The sequence below is a fragment of the Halomonas sp. TG39a genome (assembly GCF_000744395.1).
Classification (GTDB): Bacteria; Pseudomonadota; Gammaproteobacteria; order Pseudomonadales; family Halomonadaceae; genus Vreelandella; species Vreelandella ventosae_B.
In genome coordinates, this window is record NZ_JQLV01000002.1 from 517,882 (window position 1) to 541,448 (window position 23,567).

Consider the following 23,567-nt stretch of genomic DNA (forward strand, 5'->3'; position numbering starts at 1 on the left):
TCTATAGATAGGAGATCTTATGAGCAACAGCATTACGACGATCAATCCCACCAATGGTGAAGCCCTCGAAACCTATGCGTTGATGAGCAGCGCAGAAGCCAAGCAGGTCGTGGACGCCTGCTACGAGGCCTTTCTCGATTGGCGCTTAGAACCTCTGGAAAGCCGCGCTAAAACAGTCAAAGCGATTGGCCAAGCGATGCAAGAGCACAAAGAAGAGCTTGCCGACCTGATGGTCAAGGAAATGGGCAAACTGCCTTCTCAGGCCCGCCAGGAAGTGGATCTGTGTACCGGCATCTGTGATTACACCGCTGAACACGGCCCCAAGAAGCTGGCTGACGAAGAGCGCCAGCCTGGCAACGGCGAGCGTGGTTTCGTGACCTACTCACCAATGGGTGTGATCTACGGCATTCAGCCCTGGAACTTCCCCGCGTATCAGGTGGTACGTTACTCCATCGCCAATATTATGGCGGGTAACGGCGTACTGCTAAAACACGCTGAAAACGTGACCGGCAGCGGCCTGCTTCTTGAAAAAATCTACCGTAAAGCAGGGCTTCCCGAAAACGTTTTCCGTACGCTGGTGATCTCTCACGACATATCTGACGAAGTGATTGCTCACTCTGCAGTGCGGGGCGTAACGCTCACGGGTAGTGATGGTGCGGGCCGCAAAGTGGCCGGCAAGGCCGCGGAGCACCTTAAAAAGACCGTGCTTGAGCTGGGCTCCAACGACGCTTACCTGGTACTCGATGACGCCGACATGGATGTGGCCATCGACACCTGCGTGCAGGGGCGCGTCTACAACGGTGGGCAAACCTGCGTTGCCGCCAAGCGTTTTGTAGTGACTGAAAAGAACTACGAAACGTTTAAACAGCGCTACGTAGAACGTATGCAGGCGCTGAAAGCAGGCGACCCAACTCAAGAAGGCAGCGACCTTGGTCCCATGGCTCGCGTTGATCTGCGCGATGGGCTTCACGAACAAGTGGAAGAAAGTGTTCGTAAAGGTGCGAAAATTCTCTGCGGCGGTGAAAAGCCTTCAGGTAAAGGTGCTTTCTATCCGGTCACTGTGCTGGATAACGTGACCCCCGGTCAGCCAGCATACGACGATGAGCTATTTGGCCCTGTAGCAGCGTTGATTCGTGCCAAAGATGACGAAGACGCCATGCGCATTGCCAACGACAGCCGTTATGGCCTGGGCGGCGGCATTATCTCTAAAGATGTGAAGCGCGCCACCGAACTTGCCAGTAAGTACTTTGATACGGGTATGGTGTTTATTAACGGCTTTGGTGTTGCTACCCCAGAGATGCCGTTTGGCGGCGTCAAAAACTCCGGCTACGGCCGTGAGCATGGCGGTTTCGGCATGCTTGAGTTCGTCAATGCCAAGTCGGTGATTGTCGTGCAAGAGTAATTCCGTAAACGCTCAAAATCGTGAGCGATAACCAAGAGCGCCGCTAGCTTTTCATCAGGCTAGCGGCGCTTGTTTCGTTGCGCGCACTCTTACGAGTTTAACTGTTGCCCTGATGCTCGACGCTGCCAAAGCTTTAGCCCAATCGCCATTACCACCCAGGTCACCAGCGCCGCAATCACATCATCTAACACGATGCCAAAACCACCGTTAACATACTCTGCCAGATGAATCGGCGGCGGCTTCAGTGCATCGAAAAAGCGGTAAACACCGAATGCCAGCGCCATAACCAGCGGGTGGCGGGCGGCCTGCAACCCGATTACCGCCAGCGGGAACGCCACATATTCGTCGGCAACGATACTGCCATGATCTAATTCTTCATGCCCCAGTCCAACATAGTGCCAGGCGGCAACGTGGCAAACCGGCACCGCAAGTAGTAGCAGAGCTGCCATGATGGTGCCCTGCTGCACCAGCGGGCGGCTCAACAGCCACCACGCCAAGGGAATGCCCAGCAGCGAGCCAAAAGTACCGGGCGCCACCGGCGCTAGCCCCAGCCCAAAGCCGGTAGCCAGCCAAAAATTAACCGTATCGAGCATTAACCCGCCTGCTGCGCTTGGCGCTCAAGTTCAGCGGTCATCTCTTTGGGTAAGTTGAGGGCACTGCCCAACTGGTCAAGCCAAGCGCGCTCCATAGGATTTTGAGCGTCAGTCACGGCCACGCTGATCAGGTACATTTCCCGCGCCGCCTGGGGAGAGTCAGCTTCCCGGGCCAGCGCCTGGGCATCGAGCGGCGCTTGTAGCTGTTGCTCCACCCAGTTATGCATCTCTTGATCAGCACCTAGGGCGTCAATCTGTTCAGTAATCAGCGCCTGCTCCTGCTCATCAATATGGCCATCGGCCCGGGCGGCCATAATCATCGCCTGCAGCAGTTCCAGGCTGCGACGCTCTTGGTACTCGCCACTAAGCGCTTCTATCCGCTCGCCTTCGCTTGCGCTGGCTTGACTAGCCGACGGTTGCGCGCCGCCGTTTTTAGCCGCTTGGGAACTCTGCCACGCCTTCCATGCCAGCGCACCGACACCTGCAATGGCACCGTACTTGAGCGCTTTGCCTCCGATGCTGCGACCGCGCTTGGAGCCGATTAACATTCCCATGGCACCACCGCCGAGCAGGCTTTTCATATCAAAACCGCTGGAGGAACCACCGCCTTGACTGCTGCCACCGCCCAACTGCTTTGAAAGTCCGCTCAGCATGCCTTTAACATCGACCCCGCTGCTGCTGCCCTTCTGGCTACCGCCGGCCTGCTGCATAAGCTGCTGTAAAATCTTGCTTGCGTTCATCCTTGTACTCCTAAGAAGACAGTATATTGAGTGCGCGCTTGACGACCTACTCACGTTATAAAACATGCCGTATGAACGCAGCATGAATTAATGCCACTTCAGACATCAAAGAAGTGCGCCCTTCACTTCCACCGAGCTCCCGTGTCGGCTGGCATGCACCTCTATACGGACTGGCATTTGCTCCTTGAGTTCGCTGACATGGGAGATCACCCCGATCATACGACCGCCCATTTGCAGCTCGCTGAGCATGGCGATGGCTTGATCCAAGGCATCTTGATCCAGGCTACCAAAGCCCTCATCGATAAATAGCGTATCCAGTTGAATGCCGCCAGCGTACGCCTGCACCACGTCGGAAAGCCCCAGCGCCAGCGAGAGTGCGGCCATGAAAGACTCGCCGCCGGAAAGCGTCGCCACCGAGCGGTTTTTGCCGGTGTAGGTATCGGCTACATCAAGCTCCAAACCTGACGCTCTGTTGCCCTTGGAGGGATCTTCCCGGCGCACTAGCTGATAGCGCCCGCGGCTCATGCGCACCAACCGTTCGGAGGCTTGAATCAGAACATCATCCAGCAGTACGCCCAACACAAAGCGCTGCAAACTGATGCGATGCCCGGTGCGGCCATTGGCCACCTCGCTGAGCGTACCCCACAGCTGGTACTGGGCTTCCAGTTCAGCCTGGGCGGCGTGTGCCGCGGCAAGCTTTTGGTGAATGCCTGTGAGCGTGGTTAACCTTCCGTCAAGCGTTCGCCACGCCTCTAACTGGGTGTTCTCCTCGGCTTGGGCGGCCTCGGTCAGGCGAGTCAAGGCCTCAAGGTCTGGCGGCGTTTTTTCCGCAAGCTGGGTTTGGTAATTCTGTAGCGCGCCCTCCAGCTCAGCCAGGCGATGTTGATACGTTTCTACCTGGCGAGTCAGCTCCCCCCGCTGAGGGTCATTCAACTGCGCCGCCTGAAACGCTGCGTCATCGTCGAAGGGGCTGGCCTGAAGCGCCGTTTGCCACTCGGTTTGCGCCTGTTCATGCTCCTGTTGGTGACGCTCGACTCGTTGGCTAGCACCACGTAACTGCTCTTCCGCCCGTGCCAACTGGGTTTGAGCGATCGATAGCGCCTGCTGAGCGCTCTCCCAGGCTTTTTCAAGCTGGGCGATTTGCTGTTCAAGCTCAGCAAGGGTTCGGCGCATGGCCTCAGGGTCGCGGGCATCTTCCGGCAGCGATTGACTCAATTGATCACGCAGGCTCTCCAGGCGCAGCGCGTCTTCTTTGGCCTTCTCGACCGCGGGCCGCTGGGCTTTGAGCTGCTTGTCCAACGCGCCCCACTCCCGGCGCAGCGCATCACGGGCGGCGGTTTGCTGGCTAATTTCTTTCTCAACGCTTTCCCGCCGCTTCGCTTGGCGACTCAATCCTTCGCAGGCATTTTGCAGCGCCATCAGCGCTTGGCTGGCCCACTCACCCAGTTGTTGGTTAAGCCGCTGAACCTGCTCCGCGTTGTAGCTACTCTGTTGGGCGAGGTGTTGAGTGTGGCGTTCAGCGGTTTGCAGCGCCTGACGGTGGTTTTCCAGCGCTAAGCGCGCCGTTTCTACCTGCGCCTGGGTAACGACATCGGCGTTTTGAACCGCCGGGGCTGGATGCTCCAGGCTGCCACACACCGGGCAAGCGGCGCCCACTTCAAGGCTAAGCGCTAATAGTGCGGCCTGCCCCTGGTGCCAGCGCATCTCCTGCTCAGTGGCATGACGCTGCGCTTGCGCCACTTCGCTTTGCTGGCGGCTGAGCGCTTCCGTTGCCTGCTGCTGTTGAGTGGTTAACGCCCGCCCCTGCCGGGTGAGTTCATCCAGCTCTTGGCGCTGGTTGAGTAGGCGCTCATGGCGGCTTAGCTCCGCGGGGGCGCTGGCCAGTTGCTGAAACTCTGTCTGTAAACGCTCCAGATTGATGCCTATGGCTTCCCCCTGCTGGCGAATGCTGTCTAGCTGCTTTTCATCACGTTTGAGCGCCCCATCGGCTTGTTGCCAGGCGGCCTGCGCCGTTTGAAAACGCGCCTGCAACTCGCTTAGCTGCTGCCCCTTGTGGATAAACTCGCCCAACTGGCGATGCCGCTCGCGCAGCGCGGGAAGTTCTGCCTGGCGTTGCCGTGCGGTTTCTAACCCCTGCTGCGCCTGTTCGGCGTGGGCGCGCTGGGTGGTTAACACAGCTTGTGCCTGGCGCTGCTCAGTTTGAGCGGTGGTGAACAAATGCTGCGCTTGGGCGAGCGCAGTGTTCTGCGGGCGCAGCGCCTGAGCGTGGGCGCTTTGCGCTAAACGCTCTTTAATGCTTTCTATGTGGGCCTGCTGCTCAAGATGGCGAGCTTTATCCGCGGCTAGCGACTCCCGGGCCGCAAATTGGCGCTGCAGCGCCTGAGCTTCGTCGCGCTGCTGTTCGGCCTGACGGCGCTGCTGCTGGGCGGTGTCAAAGCGTTGCCGTGCCTCTTCTACTTGGGGCGCCAGCGACTCTTGCTCCTGCGCTAGGGCGGCTTCGCTTTCCAGCTCACCACCGGCGAGAATGCCGCTAATATGCTGGCGATGGTCATTCACCGCCCGCTCGATTTGACTGGCCTGGGTACGCAGGCGCTCTTCAATACGCTGAAAAATTTGGGTTTGAAACAGCTGGGAAAAAATCACTTCGCGCTCTTTGGAACCTGCCAACAGCAGTTCGCGAAACTTTCCCTGGGGCAATACCATTACCTGACGAAACTGGTTGGCATCCAGGCCAATCAGGGTTTGCAGCTCCGTAGTGGCATCGTTCACCTTGCGCGCCACCAGGCAGGTTTCTACCTCTCCATCGGCTTTTAATCGCCAAAGCTGGGCTTCCGCGTTATGGGTGGTGGTGCCTTCACCGCGCGCTTTGGGGCGCTCCTGCTGAGGCACGCGACGCACCCTGTAACCGATCCCTCGCAAACGAAAATCCAGCGTGACTTCGGTGAGCAACGTGGCATCGGCCTGATCGCAGCGCATCTGTGAAGGGTCGCGTTCATTGCCGGTGGTCTGGCCATACAGGGCAAAACAGAGCGCATCGAGAATCGAGCTTTTACCAGCACCAGTGGGGCCGTTAATCAGAAACAGCGGGCTTCTACCCAGCGCGGTGAAATCGATGGTCTCACTACCCGCAAAAGGGCCAAACGCCTGCATGGTGAGGGTTAACGGCGTCATTGCTGGGCCTCATCGCGCTGCAGTTGAGTAATTAACGCCGCCATGGCGCTTGCCTGCTCTTCGCTCATGGCTTCCCCACTGGTTTGATTAAAGAAGTCGCTGAACATATCCAGCGCATCAAAGCGCAGCCGCTCACGATCAAGCTGCTGACTGCCGCGGGCGTCTAACATGCCGGGCTTTTCCAGGTGCAGGACGTTGGGATACACATCGCGCAGCTTGCCCATGGGGTCGAGAATGGCGTGGCGATCGGTAAGCCGCACCAGCAGATAGTCATCAGCGTTCGGGTCTGTTCGCCCCTGGGCGATCAATGCATCAATCTCGCCCTCTAATATGCGCACTTCGCGACTGGGTATCAGTGGAATCTGTTCAATCTGGGTGACGCCAGACGCGTCGATATCCACCAGCGTTACGCCTTTACGCTGGTTGGCTTCGGAAAAGCTGTATTTGAGCAGCGAGCCGCTGTAGCGAATATGCTCGCCGCCGCGATACTGGGGGCCGTGGAGATGGCCAAGTGCTACATAATCAAAGCCTTGCATAGGCTCCCAGGCAACGCTTTCGGCACCGCCCAAGGTCAACGGGCGCTCTGAGTCAGAAGCACTGCCGCCATCCACAAAACAGTGGCTCATCAACACACAGGGGCGTGCGGGGTGGCGCTGCTCGCTAATGCGCTCGACTAAATAGCGGTGGGCGCCGTCAAAGTCGCGGGCATCGACATCAAACTGGCTGCGCACATGCTCGGGGTCGGCGTAGGGAATGCCGAATACATCGACTTCAACGCCCTTAATCGTCAGCGTGACGGGGGTGGCGAAATCGGCGAGGTCAGAAAGAATATGCAGCCCAGCTTGGCGTAGGTGGCGGGCGCCGAAGCGTAGACGCTCGGCACCGTCGTGGTTGCCTGAGATCATAATCACCGGCAGTTTGCGCTCTTCGCAGAGCGCGTGGAGCACTTCGTCCAGCAGCGTTACCGCCGCCGAGGGCGGCACCGAGCGGTCGTAGATATCCCCTGCAATCAGCACCGCATCGACGCTTTCGCGGTCGATGATCTCGATAAGCTGGTCGAGCACATGGCGCTGGTCATCCAGCAACGACAGGTTGTGGAACAGCCGCCCCAGATGCCAGTCGGCGGTGTGAAGTAGACGCATAACAGGCTCAGCAAAAATAGTGTATCGGCATGATAACAACCCGACACGCTATCTACTCACAAAACTCCATTTCAGCATAAAAAAGCCCCGCACACGGGCGGGGCTAGGCGATGCTATAAAATCTTACTAACGACGGAAGGCGTCAGGGTAGCTGGTGAGGTCAACCCCCCACATAAGTGGCAGCATGAAATATACCGCTGCCACAATCAGCAGCATTGCAATGATGTTGATCCAGAAGCCGGTACGCACCATCTCTAAAATTGTGATTTTACCTGTAGCGAAGATAATCGCGTTAGGCGGGGTACCCACAGGCAGCATAAAGGCACAGTTAGCAGCCATCGCGGCTGGAACCATCAGTACAAAAGGATGGATATCCAGCGCCAGTGCCAGTGACGCCAGCACCGGTAGGATCATGGTTGCTGTGGCAGTATTCGAGGTGATTTCGGTTAAGAACAGCACCATGCCGGTCGCCAGCAGAATGACCAGCAGGAAGTTGACGCCTTCCAGCACACTCATCTGCCCACCGATCCACTCCGCCAAACCGGATGAGCCAAAGCCCGCGGCAATCGCTAAGCCGCCGCCGAACAGTAGTAAAATACCCCAAGGTACATCTTTGGCGATATCCCAACCCAGCAGGCAGCCACCTTTGTTTTTGGAAGGAATCAAAAACAGCAGGAGCGCCGCGACGATGGCGATCATGGTGTCGTTAATGCCGGGGATATTAATGATCTGTCCCTGCCACAAAAACGACCGGGTGATCCACATAAAGGCCGCAAACAGGAAAACGGCCAACACCGCTTTCTCTTCAAAACTGGTGTTACCCAGGGCCGCTTTTTCCTTATTGATAAGCTCTCGGCCACCCGGCAAATGGCTAAACTCAATGCGGAAAAACACCCGCGTCAGTAGTAGCCAGGCGCTAAACAGCAGCACCAACACAACAGGAAAAGCGAACATCAGCCAGCCAGCGAAAGAAATCTCGATGCCAAACAGCTCGTTAACTATCGCGGCAAGAATAATATTAGGCGGGGTGCCAATCAGCGTACCTAAACCACCAATGGTACCGCCGTACCCGATACCAAAAATCAGCGCTTTGCTGAATTTATCGATTTCGGCACTGTGATCGCCGTCACTTTTCGCCAGTTCCTGGCTAACCTGGTACACGATAGCGGTACCAATAGGCAGCATCATCATGACCGACGCGGTGTTGGAGACCCACATCGACAAAAAGCCGGTCGCGGCCATAAAGCCGAATACAATGCTGTTAATGCTGGTACCTAGCACGGCGATAATCGACAGCGCGATACGCTTGTGCAAATCCCACTTTTCCATTGCCAGGGCAATCATAAAACCGCCCAAAAACAGGAAAATAATCGGATTGCCATAAGCGGCCGTCACCGTACTGCCCTCCAGCGCGCCGGTAATCGGCAACAGCACGATAGGCAAAAGAGAGGTGGCGGGAATAGGAATGGCTTCGGTGATCCACCACACCGCTACCCACAAGGTAGTGGCCAGCACCATGCGCCCTTCAACGCTTAAGTCTTCAGGGTGAAAAAACAGCGCAACCAACGCGAACAGCAGCGGGCCAAGCACTAAGCCAACCTTCTGAGGAGTCGTGTAGGCAGGCGGCTTAGGTTGAGGGGAAGGGTTGCGCTTGGCATTGGAAGCCGCGGCGTTGGCGGCCCCACCCGTTGGCAGCGCGCACATCAATAGGTTTTTGGCTTGGTAGTGGGAGTGCCATAGCTGATCCCATACCGTCATCAGGGCAGTTTTATGCATACAATTTGCGCCACTTACGGTCAGAGTGAAAAGAACACATCGAGGGTCGGCATCCAGGTAAATAAGCCACCCGATGGGTAACGCGGAACCTTCTTTGGCGCCCTTTATTAACTGCAATAGGCAATTAGTCCAGTCATTTGCCCGTAATTACAACCAAAGTCTAACAACCTTTGGTTGTAACCATTAGTAAATGCTAACGGTGACATAAGCGTATGAACTACGTAAGTTGGCATGACTATTCATTTAAAATTATCTATACCCGATGAGGAGAACCGAGTGCTTGATCGCTGGACAATGCCGCTGACCCATCGTCCCCTCAAACGAATCGCGCAGACGTTGCATAACAAGCACATTGCCGCCGACCAAGTGACACTCTGCGCTTTTGTGATAGGGATGGCCGCCCTGCCGCTGTTGGCATGGGAGCAGTATGGGCTCGCCCTGGTGGCGATTGTGCTTAACCGCCTTGGCGACGGTTTAGATGGCGCCCTGGCACGCTTGAGTGAAAGCACCAGCAATGCGGGTGGCTTTCTGGATATCGGGCTCGACTTTGTTTTCTATGCGGCGGTAGTGCTTGGCTTCGCACTTGCAAATCCCGCCCAAAATGCCCTCGCTGCCTGCCTACTGCTGTTTGCGTTTATCGGCACCGGCACCTCGTTTCTGGCCTTTGCGATTGCCGCCAAACAGCAAGCAATAGAGCGGCCTAACTTTCCTAACAAGGCCTTCTACTATTTAGAGGGCTTAACCGAAGGGACTGAGACCGTGCTGGCACTGGTGGTTTTCTGTCTATTTCCTGACCACTTTCCAACGTTAGCTACGCTATTTGCGACTGCTTGTTTGATCACAACGGCGACCAGGCTATGGGGCGGCTATTGGACGCTGCGCAGATATAAAGCTGATTTGTAACCCTGGCGTATTTAATAAAGTGACCGGCAGGGCCTACCGACGTCAATTAATAAGCGCAATGTGTGCTATCGAACAGACTTACCCCCTCCGCGCGACCATTGTTCTGGTAAGGAAGCTCCACTTGTGCGGCTAAAAAATCGCACTGCCACCAGGATGGAATCTGTGAAACAACTTCTCCGTTTTGTGCGCCCGCACCCTACGTTTGCAGCGCCGTGGAACTCTACTGCCCCGGTCAGGGAAGAGCTTTTCAGCGCAGAACGGCTTGAACAGCACGCAGGCAGTTTGGCGCTTAAACAAGCAGTGACCAGCACGCCACCCAACGTAGTATCGTTAACACGACGTCTCAACGATAACGCGCGCGCCCTGCTGGACGTTTACCGCGCCAGCGCCACAGCGCTGGCAGGTGGGCGAGAAATTGTGCCCGCTGCCGCCTGGTTGCTCGATAATTACCATCTAATTGAAGCGCAAATTCGTGAAATACGCAGCGACCTTCCCCCAGGTTATTACCGCCAGCTACCGAAGTTAGCCAACGGGCCTTTTGCAGGCTACCCGCGGGTATTCGGTATCGCCTGGGCCTTTGTGGCGCACACCGACAGCCATATCGACCAGGATAATTTGCAGAATTTTATCACCGCGTATCAACGCGTTCAGCCACTGACCATTGGCGAACTATGGGCAGTGGCAATCACGCTTCGCATTGTGCTGATCGAGAACCTGCGCCGACTTGCCGACCAAATTATCAGCGAACAAACCGCAAGGGACGAAGCCGATGCATTAGCGGCTAAATGGTTAACGCCCACCGATCGGCAAACCTCCCAGGAACGTCATACCTTTCACCTGGAAACCACCACCCTTAATATTCATAAAGGGCCGTTAGCAGAGCCCTTCACCGCACAGCTCGCTAAGCGGCTGCGCGGCTTAGACCCGCGCAGCAGCCCGCTGGTTGATTGGCTTGATGAGCAGCTTAGCCGTAAGGGTGAAACCATCGACGAGATGGTTCAACACGCTCAGCAGCGCCAAGGCGCCGCCAACGTTACCGTGCGTAATATCATCACGAGCATGCGCTTTGTTTCCAGCATCGACTGGGCCGAGCTGTTTGAAAGTGTCAGTTTGGTGGATACACGGCTACGCCAGCAGAGTCACTTCGATCAACTTGACTTCCCCACCCGCAACCAGTATCGCAGCGCCATAGAGCAGATCGCCCGAGGATCTCGTTACAGTGAGCTCGAGGTAGTCGATGCGGCGCTCTCCCTCTCCCACCAGGCAGCGGCTGGCACCAGCGACCCGGCCGAAGCTGCACGGCGGGGAGACCCCGGCTATTTCTTGGTTGGCTCAGGTCGTTTAACCCTTGAGCGCCAAGTTCAGTTCACCCCCTCCTCCCGTCAGTGGTTGCGCCGCACGCTCATTCACCACGGTATTCGTAGCTATATCGTATTGATGGCGGTGATCACACTGACCCTGATGACACTGGCCGGTGGGCTACTGCTTTCGTTGCCGCTGGCGATAGGCAACGTGTCATTACCTTGGCTCATGCTGCTAGGAGCGTTCGGCTTCCTGCCCATTATGGAAGTCGCAACGCTGATCGTGAACCGCTTGATTATCTACTCTATCGACGCTCAGCCGCTGCCAGGTCTCGACCTTGCCAAAGGGGTTCCGCCTCAGTTAAGAACCCTGGTGGCGGTGCCTTCGCTGCTGACCAGCGAAGAAGAGCTGCGCGAACAGATTGAGCGCCTTGAAGTGCACCACTTATCCAGCGGTGAGGGGGCGCTTGGCTACGCGCTACTGCTTGACGGCGTGGATGCCCCCCAAGCGGAACTACCCCATGAGGCCGCGCTGTTAACGGCTGCTCAAGAAGCGGTAGAGCATTTAAATAAGCGGTACTGTCCTCTCGCCCTCGATAGCGATAAACGCTTCTTTTTGCTCCATCGGCGAAGGGTATTTAACGCCAGCGAAAATACCTGGATGGGGTGGGAGCGTAAGCGAGGCAAGCTGCACGAGCTAAATCGCTTGCTACGTGGCGCCACGGACACCACCTTTATAGACCCGCCACCGCTGCCCAGCGACTTACGCTACGTGATCACCCTGGATGCCGATACCCGTCTACCGCGAGGCGCGGCAAGCCGTTTGATCGGTAAAATGGCGCATCCGTTAAACCAGCCACGAATGGATCAGCAGCTACGTCGGGTCGTGGAGGGGTATGCAATACTGCAGCCTCGGGTGACGCCGTCGCTGCCCACAGGAGGCGAAGGCTCCATCTACCAGCGGCTATTCTCCGCGCCTGGGGGCATCGACCCTTACGCCGCCGCTATTTCAGATCTCTATCAGGATTTGGTCGGTGAAGGCTCGTTCGCCGGTAAAGGTATTTACGCGATTGATGCCTTTGAAGCCTCGCTGGCTGGCCGAGTGCCCGACAATAGCCTGCTCAGCCACGACTTGTTCGAGGGTGTATTTGCCCGTGCGGGACTCGCCTCCGATATCGAAGTGATTGAAGACTTCCCGGCCCGCTATGATGTAGCCGCCAAGCGTCAGCACCGCTGGACACGCGGCGACTGGCAACTGCTCCCTTGGCTAATCGCCCCGACGCTGCCGCTCACCGGGCGGATGAAAATGCTCGGCAACCTGCGCCGCTCGGTAACGCCACTATTAGTGCTGGCAAGCCTTGCGGTTAGCTGGCAGTTGCCGCTGAGCATGGCGATCACCAGTACACTGCTACTACTGGCCGTTGTCGGGGCACCGGTGTTGCTTTCCCTAACGGCCTCATTCGTTCCCTTCCGGGCGTGGTCTAGACTACGCCACCACTACCACCTTTGGTTTGACGAGCTAAAGCTGGGTAGCGCACAAATTCTGCTACTGATCATTTTTTTGCCCGACCAGGCATGGCGCATGCTGGACGCCATCGCCAGAACCTTAGTTCGTGTGCTGATCACCCACCGGCGTCTACTTGAGTGGACGTCTGCCGCCCAATCGATGAAAAGCCCACCGCTGACGGTATTGGGCTTCTACCAGCGCATGGCACCTGGCACCGTACTCGGGCTAGCGGTGGCTATCAGTGCGCTCTGGACAGCCAGCCACACATGGCCAATCGCACTGCCCATGGTGCTGCTTTGGTTGGCTGCTCCGGCAGTGGCATCTTGGTTGAGCAGCAGCACAAGTGTTGTTGTTCAACCCACCATTTCAACAGAAGAAGCCCTTGAGCTACGGGCAATTGCACGGAGAACCTGGCGCTATTTCGAAACCTTTGTGACCACCACAGATAACCGCTTACCGCCGGATAACTTTCAAGAAGATCCCCAGCCCGTCCTCGCCCAGCGCACCTCGCCTACCAATATGGGGCTCTATCTACTCTCCACCCTGGCCGCACGGGATTTCGGCTGGATTGGCACCCATGAAACGCTTGAACGACTGGAAGCAACGCTGGGTGTGATGCTGGGACTACCCCGCTATCGGGGGCACTTTTACAACTGGTATGCCACCCACGACCTGCGCCCGCTTAATCCCCGCTATGTATCTACAGTGGATAGCGGCAACTTGGCAGGGCACCTGATCGCTATCGCCAATGCCTGCGAAATATGGCAAACGGCAGGCTATCTAACTGACCCACGCGCGGGTATTGCTGACACGCTCAACCTTGCTCGGCAGGCACTCAAGCAGGTTTCAACCCTGCCGGAAAAATTAGCGGTTCAACTGAGCGTGCAGTTTGACGCCATTGACGCCCAGCTAAAGGGCGAAGTGATGTCGATGGTATGCTTGGCAAATATCGCCGCTTTGATGGATAGCGCTTTAAATTTGGTGCGAAAGCCCCTCAACGCGTATAGCGACTCCTATAGCGAAGACCTGCTGTTTTGGTTGGAAGTTTTACAGTCCTCCGTCGCTCAACACAGCCATGACCGGAATACCCAGCCAAGCTTGGACAGGGGGGCAATCGCCCTGCGCCTGCAACAGCTTGCCGATTCAACGCGACGCCTGGCACTGGGCATGGATTTCGATTTCCTGTTCAATCACGAGCGCCAATTGTTGTCGATAGGTTATTCACTCGACGACAACTGCCTGGATACCAGCTGCTACGACCTACTGGCTTCCGAAGCACGGCTGGCCAGCCTATTTGCAATTGCCAAAGGCGACATACCCACCCGCCACTGGTTCAGGCTAGGGCGTGCTGCCACTCCGGTTACCTTTGGCTCGGCGCTGATTTCCTGGTCGGGGTCGATGTTTGAATACCTGATGCCGTCGCTGGTAATGCGCGCTCCGGGGGGCAGCCTGCTGGAGCAAACCAACCGGCTGGTGGTGAAACGTCAAGAGACCTACGCCGCCCAGCTCTCCGCGCCCTGGGGTATTTCTGAATCCGCTTATAACGCCCGGGATATGGAGTTCACCTATCAATACTCTAATTTTGGGGTGCCGGGCTTAGGGCTCAAACGGGGGCTATCTGCTGACCTGGTGATTGCACCGTACGCCACCGGTCTGGCCACCATGGTTGACCCCAGCGGCGCCTGTCGCAATTTCAAACGCTTAACGGAGATGGACGCACTAGGCCGCTACGGTTTCTACGAAGCGCTCGACTTTACCCGTTCGCGGCTGCCCGCTGGGGAAAGCGTAGTGATTGTACGTAGTTTTATGGCCCACCATCAGGGCATGACCATCGTGGCCATCGCTAACACCCTGCACCACGGCCAAATGCGCGCCCGTTTTCACCGCGAGCCGATGATTCAAGCCAGTGAGCTACTGCTCCAAGAGCGGGTACCGCGTAATGTGGCGATCGCCCACCCCCGCGCGGAAGAGGTGAAGTCAACGGCCAGCCAGAGTATTAACGAGGCCCAAACCATTCGCCGCGCCTCAATGGCCGCCGGTGGCCCGCCCGTTACCCATTTACTCTCCAACGGCTGCTACTCGGTGATGCTAACGGCCACCGGCGGGGGCTACAGCAGGTGGCGTAACATCGCCATTAGCCGCTGGCAGCCGGACACCACCCGCGACCACTTAGGCAGCTTTATTTTTCTACGCGACAGCAAACACCCCGGCGTGTGGACCGCCACAGGACAAACGGCGGCACACCCAGCCGACGATAATGATGACCATAGCTATGCGATATTTGCCGAGGATTATGCTCGCTATACCCATCGTCACGACGATATCACCAGTCACATGGAGGTGCTGGTTTCCGGCGAGGACGACAGCGAAGTGCGCCACCTTTCGCTAACTAACAACAGCCGTCACCCCCGTGACATCACGCTTACCTCCTATTCTGAGTTAGTCTTGACCAGCCCCAGTGCCGACAATGCGCACCCCGCCTTTGCCAAGATGTTTGTGGTGACCGAGTATCTGGAAGCATTCAATGCCCTGATCGCAACAAGGCGTCGGCGCTCCCCCGATGATGAGCAGGTGTGGGCGGCTCACTTTGCGGTGGTAGAGGGCGACATTGTGGGCGAGCTGGAGTTCGAGACTGATCGTGCCCAGTTTTTAGGCCGCGGCCGAAGCATGTTGCACGCCTCAGCGCTGGCAGAGGGGCAGCGCCTTTCGAGCAGTGTCGGTAGCGTACTGGATCCTATTTTTGCGCTGCGCTACTGCCTGCGCGTGGCGCCTGGCAAAGCCACCCGCATCGCTTACTGGACGGTGGTCGCCTCCTCCCGCGAAGCGCTGATGGATCTGATCGACAAACATCACGACCGCAGTGCTTTTGAGCGCGCCAAAACCCTCGCCTGGACTCAGGCACAGGTTCAGCTTCGCCATTTAGGCATTCAGCCTGAAGAAGCGGCCGACTTTCAGCGTTTGGCTGCGCCGATTCTTTATCCTGATGCCCGATTTAGAGCACCTTCCGAGGCCATTGAGCGTGGCGCCGGGCCGCAGTCACGGCTCTGGCAGCACAGTATTTCCGGCGACCTGCCAATTATTCTAATGCGCATCGATAGCGTTGATGACATTGGCCAGGTACGCCAACTACTGCGCGCCCACGAATATTGGCGCATGAAGCGGCTAGGCGTGGATGTGGTGATTATCAATGAACGCTCCTCCTCCTATATTCAGGATCTACAGCAAGCCATTGAAACCGCCGTGCTTAGCAGCCAAACCCAGCCTCGTTTTAAAAAGGATTTCGCTCAGGGCTCTGTAATTGCACTACGTGCCGACCTGATGAGTTTGGAAGTGCGCACACAGCTTCAGTCGATAGCATGCGTCGCGTTAATGGCCCATCGTGGCAGCATAGCGAACCAGCTAGCCCTGACGCTGCCCGCACTCCGCGCGCCAACCCAGCTCCAATCGTTTATCAAACGCCCCCTACCCAAGCACATCCCACTCAATGTCAGTGAAACACCGCTCCCAGCGCTTGAGTTTTTTAATGGGTTGGGCGGTTTTGCCTTGGATGGCCGCGAGTATGTAACGGTACTTGAGGCGGGAAGCTCCACACCCGCGCCGTGGATAAACGTGATCGCTAACGCGGGCTTCGGCTTTCAAGTATCAGCAGAAGGCGCCGGCTATGTATGGGCGGATAACAGCCGCGAAAACCAGCTAACAACGTGGTCGAACGATCCTGTTGTGGATCCGAGTGGCGATGTGATCTATGTCCGTGATGAAGAGTCGATGGCCCTTTACACCGCCACTGCCCGCCCTGTACGCGATCATGGCCGCTACATAGCGCGGCACGGCTTCGGTTATAGCCAGTTCGAGCATCAAGCGGATGGGATTGCCCTGGAGCTGCTGCACTTCGTACCGCTAGAAGCCCCACTTAGGGTGTCGCGGCTACGTCTTAGCAATCACTCCGGGCGTCCACGTATGCTCTCCGTGACGGCTTATGCCGAATGGGTACTGGGTACCTCGCGCAGTGGCTCGGCCCCTTTTCTTATATCGCACCCAGATGCCGATAGCGGCGCGTTGCTGGTTGAGAACCCCTGGAATATAAATTTCCCAGGCCGGGTAGCGTTTCTGGATATCGGCACTCAGCCCACTTCCTGGACGGCTGATCGCTGCGAATTTATCGGCCCGGGAGGCAGCTTGGCAGCGCCCGCAGGATTGCGCAGCCACGCTCCGCTCTCCGGCACCCAAGGTGCGGGGCTGGACCCTTGCGCCGCGCTTAACCGCAGCGTGACGCTAGCGGCCGGTGAAAGCGTCGATATCGTTGTATTAATGGGTCAAGGCAGCTCCACTGCTGAGGCCACAACGCTGATTGCGCGTTATCGCGAGGCGGATATTGACGCCGAACTCGCCATAGTCACAGCGTACTGGCAAACGCAGCTTAACGCGGTACAAGTAACGACCCCTGACCGTGCCATGGACATCATGCTTAACGGCTGGCTGATGTATCAAACCATTGCCTGCCGAATCACCGCGCGCTCAGGGTTTTACCAAGCCAGCGGCGCCTATGGTTTCCGCGACCAGTTGCAGGACGGTATGGCGTTAACGTTCACTAGCCCCGAAACCACTCGCGAGCATTTACTGCGTGCCGCTTCCCGCCAGTTTGTTGAAGGCGATGTTCAGCACTGGTGGCTGCCCCACTCCGGACAAGGGGTGCGTACGCGCATTTCCGATGACCGGGTGTGGCTGGCCTATGCCTGCGCTCGCTATATCGCCACCTCCCACGACGCCGCCGTGCTGGAGGAGCCGGTAAGCTTTCTGGAAGGCGCTGAATTAGCCCCTGGCGAGCACGACAGTTTTTTCCAGCCGATGATTGCAGCGGAAACCGCCTCGCTGTTTGAGCACTGCGCCCGTGGCTTAGATCAGTGCATATCGCTTTCCGGCGAGCACGGTTTGCCGCTGATCGGTGGCGGCGATTGGAACGATGGCATGAACCGCGTTGGCGAAGCGGGCGAAGGCGAAAGCGTGTGGCTTGGCTGGCTGCTGGTGCATACCCTGGAACTGTTTCTACCCTATGCCCAGCAGTACGAAAAACAAGCGCCTTCAGCCACACCAGATACACCACGCGCTAAGCGTTGGCGTGCCCATATCACTGCGTTGCGCGGTGCGCTGGAAAGCAACGCCTGGGACGGCCAGTGGTACCGACGGGCGACCTTCGATGACGGCACTTGGCTGGGTAGCAAAGAGAGCGACGCCTGCCAAATTGATTCGATTGCCCAGACTTGGGCGGTACTCTCGGGGGCAGCAGCCCCCAACCGCGCAGCCCTCGCCATGGCGTCACTGGAACGCGAGCTGATCAGGCACGATGAGCAACTTGCACTGCTGTTTTGGCCCCCCTTCGATCAGCCCCAGCGCGACCCTGGCTATATCGGCGGCTACCCACCCGGCATGCGCGAAAACGGTGGGCAATATAGCCACGCCGCGATGTGGGCAATTCTCGCCTTTGCCAAGCTCGGCGAGGGCAGCAAAGCGCATGCGCTTTTTGCGCTACTCAACCCGATCAATCATGCCCGCACCGCCGAAGAAGCCGCTCGTTATCACGTCGAACCCTATGTGGTCGCCGCGGATGTCTATTCTGTTGCGCCTCACACGGGGCGTGGCGGCTGGACTTGGTACACGGGCTCAGCGGGTTGGATGTACCGCGCCGGTATTGAGGGCATTCTGGGTATCCGTCGGGAAGGTGGCTGGCTGGTGATTGCCCCCTGCCTTCCCCATGACTGGCCAGGTTTTAGCGCAACGCTGAACGTTGCCGATACCCACTACGCGGTTAAGGTTACCACCACCGATGAGGCGCTTAACGCACAACTTGATGGCCGTCACCTCACACTCCAGCAGGGAGAGGTACGTGTCCCACTGGATGGCCAACACCACCAGCTTGAGGTGTTTATTCATCGATCACATAACCCATGTTAACTAACTGTTTGTCAGCCATTTTTCACATTTGCTTCTTACTCACGGCTATATTAGTCTCAATCTCGCACGCTAAGCGTGCCATTTATCTTCAGGTGGTTCTGCCAGTTTAACCGCCGTCCCATTCGCAATCACACGGAGCCGTGATATGCATAGCGAAACATCAAACGACCTTTCCCAGGCGGGTCTTCATATCGCCATTCAAGACATCAAGGATGAACTGTTCGATACCCCCGAGTGCGACTACGCCGTAGCCCAACTGCTAACCCGCTGGGGTCAAGCTGAAAAAGCTGAGCAACTGCTGGATGAGATGCTGATGAAGTGGGGCACTTCACCCGAAGTACTGGCTTTAACTCAGCGTGGGTATACGGAGATCGTGGGTGAAAGTGAGCTACCCGCAGATAACGACGAACCCCTCCGCAAACCGAAACAAACTGCTCCAGCAGCCCTCGGCGTCGTGGCGGCCTAATCGGTTGATTCTGCACGGCTAACTTGCCTGTGCAAAAAAGCACCCTCTATCAAGCCCCTACCTGGTTACGCGGTTGGGGCATTTTTATTGAATCAATGCGGCGTGCCATCGCTACCCCTCAAAATAGCCATCTCCTCGACTAGGTAAATATCAGCGTCACGGAAGAAGGCATCAGCTGATAGAATACTGCCCCTTTCAGGTGCGTTAGCGGGCCCTACCGCAACGCCACCCCCCACTTTTGACTACCTGAGAGTTGCGCAATGATCGCCACCGCCCACGCAGTATTCCGGCCACTTTTACGGCTGGGCCTTATCTCGCAAATTTTAATCGGTATCGTTGCCGGGGTATTGCTTGCCCTTTTCTCACCGGGCATTGCTAGCGATGTGGCGCTGCTTGGCCAGTTATTTATCGCTGCCTTACAAGCGGTAGCTCCCATTTTGGTGTTTGTATTGGTGGCGGCAGCGATTTCAGCTCACCAAAAAGGCCAGCCAACCCACATTCGACCCGTGCTGATGCTGTATGTGGCGGGCACGTTAATCGCTGCATTAATTGCCGTGGCGGCCAGCTTTTTATTTCCTACCGAACTCTCATTGAATGCAGGCCAAGTTGACGGCAGCCCGCCCGGGGATATTTTTAGCGTGCTGCGCGACCTGCTGTTGAATGCGGTGGCCAACCCGGTTAGTGCACTGATGGAGGCTAACTTCATCGCTATTCTGGCCTGGGCCATCGGCCTGGGTTTGACCCTGCGCCAAGCCAGCGACACCACCCGCCAAGCGTTAAGCGACTTATCCACGGCGGTCACCCGCATTGTGACGCTGGTGATTCGTTTAGCGCCGCTGGGTATCTTTGGTTTGGTGGCAGGCACGCTGGCAGAATCCGGCGTTGCGGCGCTGCTTAATTACGCCCAGTTACTAGGTGTGATTGTGGGTTGCATGCTGTTTGTAGCGCTAGTGAGCAACCCGCTGCTGGTTTACTTCACCACCCGGCAAAACCCTTATCCCCTTGTATTTACGTGCCTGCGCGGCAGTGCGATTACCGCCTTTTTCACCCGTAGCTCGGCCGCGAATATCCCGGTGAACCTGGAGCTATGCCGCCGCCTAAAGCTCGACCCTGACACCTACTCCATTTCCATTCCGCTGGGCGCGACGATCAATATGTGCGGTGCGGCCATCACTATTACGGTGATCACTCTGGCAACCACTCATACGCTGGGCATTAGCGTCGACTTCCCTACGGCGTTGCTACTTTGCGTGGTTTCAGCGCTGGCGGCCTGCGGCGTTTCAGGCGTGGCGGGCGGCTCACTGATGCTGATTCCCATGGCCGCCAACCTGTTTGGTATTCCCACGGAAGTGGCCATGCAAGCGGTGGCGATTGGCTTTGTGATCAGCGTGGTACAGGACTCCACCGAAACCGCCCTCAACTCCTCTACCGATGTGCTGTTCACTGCTGCTTGCCAGTCGCAAGAGGCGAAGCGCTCTTAAGAGCCCCCCTGGGGAGCGGCTGCTTATAACAGCCGCTCCCCCAGTGCTTGCCCCCAGTACTTTCCCACATTAACTCGTGGATGTTTTAACAAGCCCCGCCAAACGCTCCCGTTCATCCTCTTCATAAAAACTCGGGTCATTAAATAAGTCTCGCTGGGTATCATCAAAGATCATTTCCAACACCTCTGCACTACTTTGCACCATCGGCTCAAAGTGTGCGGTATGAGTAACCACTGCCCTGACGCGGCGGCGGCGATACAGCGCGTAGATACCTAGCAAGGTGAATACGCAAGCAATATAGAGCGGCAAGCCATGCCCTCCCACGGCGCTCATCAGTGACCCCGCCGCTATCGGTGCCACGGCACAGCCCGCGCCGTGCATTACCAGCATATCCGCCGAGCCGGAGACAATTTCATCCGGGTGGAGCTGGTCTATCAACTGCGCTACCGCCAGCGGGTAGAGGGAAAACGCCAAACCGCCCCAGATAAAATAGAGCCCCAGCAGCACCTCGTGGCTGGGCGCAAAGGGCATGGCCGCAGCTATCAAGGCCGCAAGCAGCACCACCCAGATCATGACCATAGGGCGGTCGTGTTTATCAGAGAAGCGCCCGATGGGAATCTGCAGCAGCGCCCCGCCAATAATCGCCACGCTCATCACCAGCCCGACCCCGCCAATATCAAACCCCAGTTGAGTGGCGTAGACCGGGGTCATCGACCAGAACGCGCCCATGGCAAGCCCCGACAACGCGGCAGAAGCCACCGCCAAAGGAGCAAAGCCTAACAACGCGCGCAGGCTACTTTTGGGCCGCTCAGGTATTTTGGGCTGCACGCGACGGGTCATGGTAATGGGTAACAGCGCCCAACTGATCAAAATGGCGATCACCACAAAGAGTAAAAACCCGTCGGGTGAAGAGAGCCGCAGCAACTGCTGAGCCGTGGCTAGAGCGCCCAAGTTGACCACCATATAGACAGCAAAAATACGCCCCCGCTCATGGCTGGCGGCTTGGCTATTCAGCCAGCTCTCAATCACGGTCACTAAGGTGATAAACGAAAGCCCATAGATCACCCGCAATGGTAGCCATACCCAGGGGTTGATAAACACTAGGTGCAGCAGCGCCACCGATGCACAAATAGAGGCGCAGAAGCCAAAGGTACGGATATGCCCCATGCGCCGAATTAAGCGTCCGCTCACCCAGGTACCGCAGATAAAGCCAACAAAGTAGCCGGACATAATCATCCCCAGCACCGCGCTGGAGAAGCCCTCCCCCGTACCACGCAGGGTTAGCAGCGTATTCAGTAAGCCGTTACCCAGCAGCAGTAACGCCACACTGTATAGGATCGATTTAACCGGTTTGAGCATTGCCAATGAACGCATTGCGCTTCCTCGCAGCAGCCAACCTAAAGGTCATGCATAAAGAGTGCCACTGAAAGCGGTTGTCACAATCATTGACAGGCTAACGTTCTTTATATAGAACGTTCTATAAAAGGAACACGAGATGACAAGATGGATAAGCCCTCACTCAACACCCTAGGCCAACACCTTCAAGCACTTCGCCTTGAGCGGGGCTGGTCGCTATCGCAGTTGGCCAATGAGGCGGGGATTGCCAAATCCAACCTGTGTCGCCTTGAACAGGGCAACGGCAACCCGACCCTGGATACCATTTGGCGGCTTGCAGTGCAGCTCAATGTGCCTTTCGGCACGCTGGTCGCGCCAATCAACGTGCCGCTGGGTGAAGATGGCGTGCAGGTGCGCCTAATCGATCAAGGCAAGGACTCCCCTCAGGTGGACGCCTATTGGATGCGCTGCGCACCGCATACATTGCGCCACGCTGAAGCCCATACACCCGGCACCCGTGAATCACTCACGCTGATTAGCGGCTGGTTGGAAGCAGGGCCAGAGGGCGCCACCACGGTGCTAACACCGGGAGAGACCATCACCTTTGCCGCCGACCAACCGCACTTTTACCGTACCCACGAAGCGGAGGCCACTTTGATGATGACCATCACCTATGGTGCAGAAGGCCAAACATCATGAGCCAAGCTGCCAGCCACTCTCCCGTTCGTAGCGCGCTGCAAGGCGTGCGTGAGGCCATCCCACTACTGGGCGGCTACATTCCAGTGGCGTTGTCATTCGGCTTAGTCGCCACCCAGGCAGGCTTCAGCACGCTGGAGGCCACGGCTATTTCAGCGCTGATTTACGCCGGTGCTTCGCAATTTCTATTTGTCGGTATGATCGCTACAGGCGCCCCGCTGTGGCTGGTGGTGGCGATGACGCTGCTGATTAACGTGCGCCATGTGGTGTACGGCCCTAACCTGGCAGCGCTACTGCCGCGTAGCCGCCACTGGCCCTGGCTGATGCACGGCCTCACCGATCAGGTATTTGCCCTGGCCTTAACCCGGCTGCCTCAATTGCCCGAGGCAAAGCGATTTAGCTGGTTTGTCGGTGCGTCGCTACTGGCTTGGGGCGCCTGGATCATCGGTACCGCGGTGGGGGCCACCGCAGGGGAAGCATTTACCGCCCGCTGGCCACTGCTGGGTGAGATTATGCCCTTCGCCCTGCCTGCGCTGTTTTTGACCATGGTGGCACCGCGCTTCACTGATAAGCGTTGGGCAGTGGCCATGGGCTGCACCATTCTAGCAGCACTCGGTTTAACGCTGGTCGGCTGGAGCAACGTGGCGATTCCTCTCGCGGCGGCTTGCGGTGCGTTGTGCTTCTATACGCTGAAATTCCAAAACAGGAGGTGTGAACAATGAGCACCGCACTTTGGCTAGCGGTCGTGGTTTCTGCCATTGGCACCCTGTTGATGCGGGTAGTGCCGTTTTTATGGATGCAGCGCCGGCTCAACAGCGCTACCGGCATTAATAACATGCCCCAGTGGCTGGGTATTCTGGGCCCGCTAATGATAGCCGCCGTGCTGGGGGTGTCCATTGTGCCGGTGAATCCAAGCGCTGTTTCCTGGATCGCCACCGCCATCGGGCTTGCCGTTACGCTGCTGGTCTGGTCGCGAGTACGCTCACTGGGCTGGCCGGTGGCGGCCGGGGTCGCGGTGTTTGGGATAGTAGAGGTCGCGGCCTTCATTTGGTAATGCTTTGCATTAGCTTTTACGTCGTGCCATCATCCTGGCTCTTCACTCCAA

General features: G+C 57.3%; 14 protein-coding genes. 8 read left to right on the plus strand and 6 right to left on the minus strand.

Translation table 11 applies throughout. The annotated features are described in order from the left end of the window. Positions 1 to 19 precede the first annotated feature (19 nt). Positions 20 to 1,402 carry an NAD-dependent succinate-semialdehyde dehydrogenase gene (locus U738_RS20545; protein ID WP_035584895.1) on the plus strand — a complete coding sequence of 461 codons (1,383 nt, stop codon included), beginning with the start codon at positions 20 to 22 and terminating at the stop codon, positions 1,400 to 1,402. Positions 1,403 to 1,491: 89 nt separating this feature from the next. On the opposite strand, the gene U738_RS20550 is transcribed toward U738_RS20545, so the two are convergent. The 5 genes from U738_RS20550 to U738_RS20570 form a co-directional block, all read right to left on the minus strand. Then, complete coding sequence (locus U738_RS20550) at positions 1,492 to 1,995, minus strand: phosphatidylglycerophosphatase A family protein (protein WP_035584899.1); 504 nt, start codon at positions 1,993 to 1,995, stop codon at positions 1,492 to 1,494. Further along, positions 1,995 to 2,735, minus strand: coding sequence for a tellurite resistance TerB family protein (locus tag U738_RS20555; RefSeq protein ID WP_035584902.1), 741 nt, complete (start codon positions 2,733 to 2,735; stop codon positions 1,995 to 1,997). Before U738_RS20555 ends, U738_RS20550 begins: the two co-directional genes overlap by 1 nt. Before the next feature lie 105 nt (positions 2,736 to 2,840). After that, on the minus strand, positions 2,841 to 5,906 hold the full coding sequence (locus U738_RS20560) for an AAA family ATPase (RefSeq protein WP_035584904.1): 3,066 nt from the start codon (positions 5,904 to 5,906) through the stop codon (positions 2,841 to 2,843). Continuing rightward, positions 5,903 to 7,048 (minus strand): exonuclease SbcCD subunit D, encoded by a 1,146-nt coding sequence (locus U738_RS20565; RefSeq protein ID WP_035584907.1) that lies wholly within the window; start codon positions 7,046 to 7,048, stop codon positions 5,903 to 5,905. Before U738_RS20565 ends, U738_RS20560 begins: the two co-directional genes overlap by 4 nt. A 126-nt stretch (positions 7,049 to 7,174) precedes the next feature. After that, on the minus strand, positions 7,175 to 8,806 hold the full coding sequence (locus tag U738_RS20570) for a DASS family sodium-coupled anion symporter (RefSeq protein ID WP_035585709.1): 1,632 nt from the start codon (positions 8,804 to 8,806) through the stop codon (positions 7,175 to 7,177). A 294-nt stretch (positions 8,807 to 9,100) separates the two neighbouring features. Here U738_RS20570 and U738_RS20575 point away from each other — a divergent pair, with 294 nt between their 5' ends. From U738_RS20575 to sstT, 4 genes are all read left to right on the plus strand, one after another. After that, a complete protein-coding gene (locus tag U738_RS20575; protein ID WP_035584910.1) occupies positions 9,101 to 9,727 on the plus strand; it encodes a CDP-alcohol phosphatidyltransferase family protein in 627 nt (208 codons plus the stop codon). Between the two features lie 153 nt (positions 9,728 to 9,880). Beyond that, positions 9,881 to 18,484 (plus strand): GH36-type glycosyl hydrolase domain-containing protein, encoded by an 8,604-nt coding sequence (locus tag U738_RS20580; RefSeq protein WP_035585711.1) that lies wholly within the window; start codon positions 9,881 to 9,883, stop codon positions 18,482 to 18,484. A 145-nt stretch (positions 18,485 to 18,629) separates the two neighbouring features. Further along, on the plus strand, positions 18,630 to 18,950 hold the full coding sequence (locus tag U738_RS20585) for a hypothetical protein (RefSeq protein ID WP_050713216.1): 321 nt from the start codon (positions 18,630 to 18,632) through the stop codon (positions 18,948 to 18,950). A gap of 260 nt (positions 18,951 to 19,210) precedes the next feature. Next, a complete protein-coding gene (gene sstT, locus U738_RS20590; RefSeq protein ID WP_035584914.1) occupies positions 19,211 to 20,431 on the plus strand; it encodes a serine/threonine transporter SstT in 1,221 nt (406 codons plus the stop codon). Between the two features lie 69 nt (positions 20,432 to 20,500). On the opposite strand, the gene U738_RS20595 is transcribed toward sstT, so the two are convergent. Then, a complete protein-coding gene (locus U738_RS20595) occupies positions 20,501 to 21,805 on the minus strand; it encodes an MFS transporter (RefSeq protein ID WP_035584918.1) in 1,305 nt (434 codons plus the stop codon). A 129-nt stretch (positions 21,806 to 21,934) separates the two neighbouring features. On the opposite strand from U738_RS20595, the gene U738_RS20600 reads away from it, so the two are divergent. From U738_RS20600 to U738_RS20610, 3 genes are read left to right on the plus strand one after another with little or no spacing between them, the layout of a single operon-like run. Continuing rightward, complete coding sequence (locus tag U738_RS20600) at positions 21,935 to 22,465, plus strand: helix-turn-helix domain-containing protein (RefSeq protein WP_035584921.1); 531 nt, start codon at positions 21,935 to 21,937, stop codon at positions 22,463 to 22,465. Then, positions 22,462 to 23,184: an AzlC family ABC transporter permease gene (locus tag U738_RS20605; RefSeq protein ID WP_035584922.1), complete on the plus strand. Its 723-nt coding sequence runs from the start codon at positions 22,462 to 22,464 to the stop codon at positions 23,182 to 23,184. Before U738_RS20600 ends, U738_RS20605 begins: the two co-directional genes overlap by 4 nt. Next, complete coding sequence (locus U738_RS20610) at positions 23,181 to 23,516, plus strand: AzlD domain-containing protein (protein WP_035584923.1); 336 nt, start codon at positions 23,181 to 23,183, stop codon at positions 23,514 to 23,516. The genes U738_RS20605 and U738_RS20610 overlap by 4 nt, the downstream gene beginning before the upstream one ends. Positions 23,517 to 23,567: the final 51 nt, after the last annotated feature.

Excerpts from the sequence above, each read along its gene's own strand:
- U738_RS20610 (WP_035584923.1), top strand. The coding sequence starts at position 23,181 with ATGAGCACCGCACTTTGGCTAGCGGTCGTGGTTTCTGCCATTGGCACC.
- U738_RS20565 (WP_035584907.1), bottom strand. The coding sequence starts at position 7,048 with ATGCGTCTACTTCACACCGCCGACTGGCATCTGGGGCGGCTGTTCCAC.
- U738_RS20570 (WP_035585709.1), bottom strand. The coding sequence starts at position 8,806 with ATGACGGTATGGGATCAGCTATGGCACTCCCACTACCAAGCCAAAAAC.
- U738_RS20595 (WP_035584918.1), bottom strand. The coding sequence starts at position 21,805 with ATGCGTTCATTGGCAATGCTCAAACCGGTTAAATCGATCCTATACAGT.
- U738_RS20605 (WP_035584922.1), top strand. The coding sequence starts at position 22,462 with ATGAGCCAAGCTGCCAGCCACTCTCCCGTTCGTAGCGCGCTGCAAGGC.
- U738_RS20600 (WP_035584921.1), top strand. The coding sequence starts at position 21,935 with ATGGATAAGCCCTCACTCAACACCCTAGGCCAACACCTTCAAGCACTT.
- U738_RS20585 (WP_050713216.1), top strand. The coding sequence starts at position 18,630 with ATGCATAGCGAAACATCAAACGACCTTTCCCAGGCGGGTCTTCATATC.
- U738_RS20550 (WP_035584899.1), bottom strand. The coding sequence starts at position 1,995 with ATGCTCGATACGGTTAATTTTTGGCTGGCTACCGGCTTTGGGCTGGGG.
- U738_RS20560 (WP_035584904.1), bottom strand. The coding sequence starts at position 5,906 with ATGACGCCGTTAACCCTCACCATGCAGGCGTTTGGCCCTTTTGCGGGT.
- U738_RS20580 (WP_035585711.1), top strand. The coding sequence starts at position 9,881 with ATGGAATCTGTGAAACAACTTCTCCGTTTTGTGCGCCCGCACCCTACG.
- sstT (WP_035584914.1), top strand. The coding sequence starts at position 19,211 with ATGATCGCCACCGCCCACGCAGTATTCCGGCCACTTTTACGGCTGGGC.
- U738_RS20545 (WP_035584895.1), top strand. The coding sequence starts at position 20 with ATGAGCAACAGCATTACGACGATCAATCCCACCAATGGTGAAGCCCTC.
- U738_RS20555 (WP_035584902.1), bottom strand. The coding sequence starts at position 2,735 with ATGAACGCAAGCAAGATTTTACAGCAGCTTATGCAGCAGGCCGGCGGT.